We start from the raw sequence: 1,638 nt of genomic DNA, 5'->3' as shown, positions 1-1,638 counted from the left end.
GTGCGGCCTGTTTGCTGAGGGGGTGGCGGAGTGGGTGGGGTGTTCTGAGTTTTTACTGACGCGTAACTTCCCAGTTCGGCTACTCGTCCGTAACTTGAAGAGTGAACAGCATCCTCGTGATCCGGATCACAGGGCTTAGTGCCGTTGCACCTCCCCCCTTGAGCCGCAAGGAGATCGATCGATGCTGCGCTGGAGACGTCTGTTCAGACCTCTGACTGCACTGTTGCTGGCGGCTGGTGCCGTCACTGTTCCTGTGTCCGCCGCGCATGCGGAGTCTTCGTCCGCTGTCAGCAGTGGGTGGAATGATTACTCGTGCAAGCCATCGGCCGCGCATCCCCGGCCGGTCGTGCTGGTCCATGGGACGCTCGCCAACTCCGTGGACAACTGGCTCGGTCTGGGCCCCTATCTCGTCGGGCGTGACTACTGTGTCTTCGCCCTGGATTACGGCCAGTTGGAGGGTGTGCCGCTGATCCACGGGCTCGGGCCGATCGACAGGTCGGCCGAGCAGTTGGCCGCGTACGTGGACAAGGTGCTGGCGGCGACCGGCGCGGCGAAAGTGGACCTCGTCGGGCACTCCCAGGGCGGGATGATGCCCCGGTACTACCTCAAGTTCCTCGGTGGCGCCGCGAAGGTGAACCAGCTCGTCGCGATCTCGCCCAGCAACCGGGGGACGACGCTCAGCGGGCTGACCAACCTGCTCCCCTACTTCCCCGGGGCCCGCGAGTGGCTCAACCTCAACACGCCGGCGCTTGCGCAGCAGATCGTCGGGTCGGACTTCCTGACGAAGCTGAACGCCGGGGGCGACACGGTTCCGGGCGTCAAGTACACCGTCCTCGCCACGAAGTACGACGAGGTCGTCACCCCGTACCGGTCCCAGTTCCTGACCGGCCCCAACGTCAAGAACATCCTCATCCAGGACCTCTGCCCCCTCGACCTCTCCGAACACGCCCTCATCGGCCTCACGGACCGCATCGCGTTCCACGAGGTCGCGAACGCGCTGGACCCGGCGCGGGCGAAGCCGACGACCTGCGCATCGGTCTTCAGCTGACATGCACCTGACCTTCGAAGGGTCGTCGTCCCCGGGCGGCGGCCCTTCGGGGTTTCCCGGGGTGGGTACGGTCCGGGGCATGGAGAACCAGGAGATCAGGGTGGCTGTCGCCGCCGACGTACCGGCCGTGCGGAGCGTGACGGACGCGGCGTACCGGCCGTACATCGCGCGTATCGGGGTCGTACCCCAGCCGATGGAGGCGGACTACGCGGCGGACGTCGACGCCGGGCGGGTGTTCGTCGTGGGGGAGCCGGTCGTAGGCGTCGTAGTACTCCAGGACCACGACGATCATCTGTTCCTCGACAGCATCGCCGTGCACCCCGACGCCCACGGGCAGGGACTCGGCGGGCGGCTGCTGCGGTTCGTGGACGCGCGGGCCCGGGCGGCGGGGCTCGGGGAGGTACGGCTCTACACCAACGCGCTCATGTGGGAGAACCAGGAGATCTATCCGAGGTACGGGTACGAGGTCGTCGAGCGGCGGGTGGACGGGGTCTACGACCGGGTCCACTACCGCAAGCGCCTCGTGTGATTCACGTCTCCGGCCACCACGTGCGGGCGATGTCCTTGCGGATCTCGGGGCGGGTGGCGGG

2 protein-coding genes are annotated in these 1,638 nt (G+C 67.1%); both read left to right on the top strand.

What is annotated here, in order from left to right:
- Positions 1 to 181 precede the first annotated feature (181 nt).
- Entirely contained in the window at positions 182 to 1,048 is an 867-nt protein-coding gene (locus AOK24_RS22310) for an alpha/beta fold hydrolase (RefSeq protein ID WP_055721842.1), read from the top strand.
- A 79-nt stretch (positions 1,049 to 1,127) separates the two neighbouring features.
- Positions 1,128 to 1,577: a GNAT family N-acetyltransferase gene (locus tag AOK24_RS22305; RefSeq protein WP_055721843.1), complete on the top strand. Its 450-nt coding sequence runs from the start codon at positions 1,128 to 1,130 to the stop codon at positions 1,575 to 1,577.
- The last annotated feature ends 61 nt before the right edge of the window (positions 1,578 to 1,638 follow it).

Origin of the sequence: Streptomyces niveiscabiei (genome assembly GCF_001419795.1) — a bacterium.
Lineage (GTDB): Bacteria > Actinomycetota > Actinomycetes > Streptomycetales > Streptomycetaceae > Streptomyces > Streptomyces niveiscabiei.
This window is presented reverse-complemented; position numbering and strand designations above follow the sequence as displayed.

Excerpts from the sequence above, each read along its gene's own strand:
- AOK24_RS22310 (WP_055721842.1), top strand. The coding sequence starts at position 182 with ATGCTGCGCTGGAGACGTCTGTTCAGACCTCTGACTGCACTGTTGCTG.
- AOK24_RS22305 (WP_055721843.1), top strand. The coding sequence starts at position 1,128 with ATGGAGAACCAGGAGATCAGGGTGGCTGTCGCCGCCGACGTACCGGCC.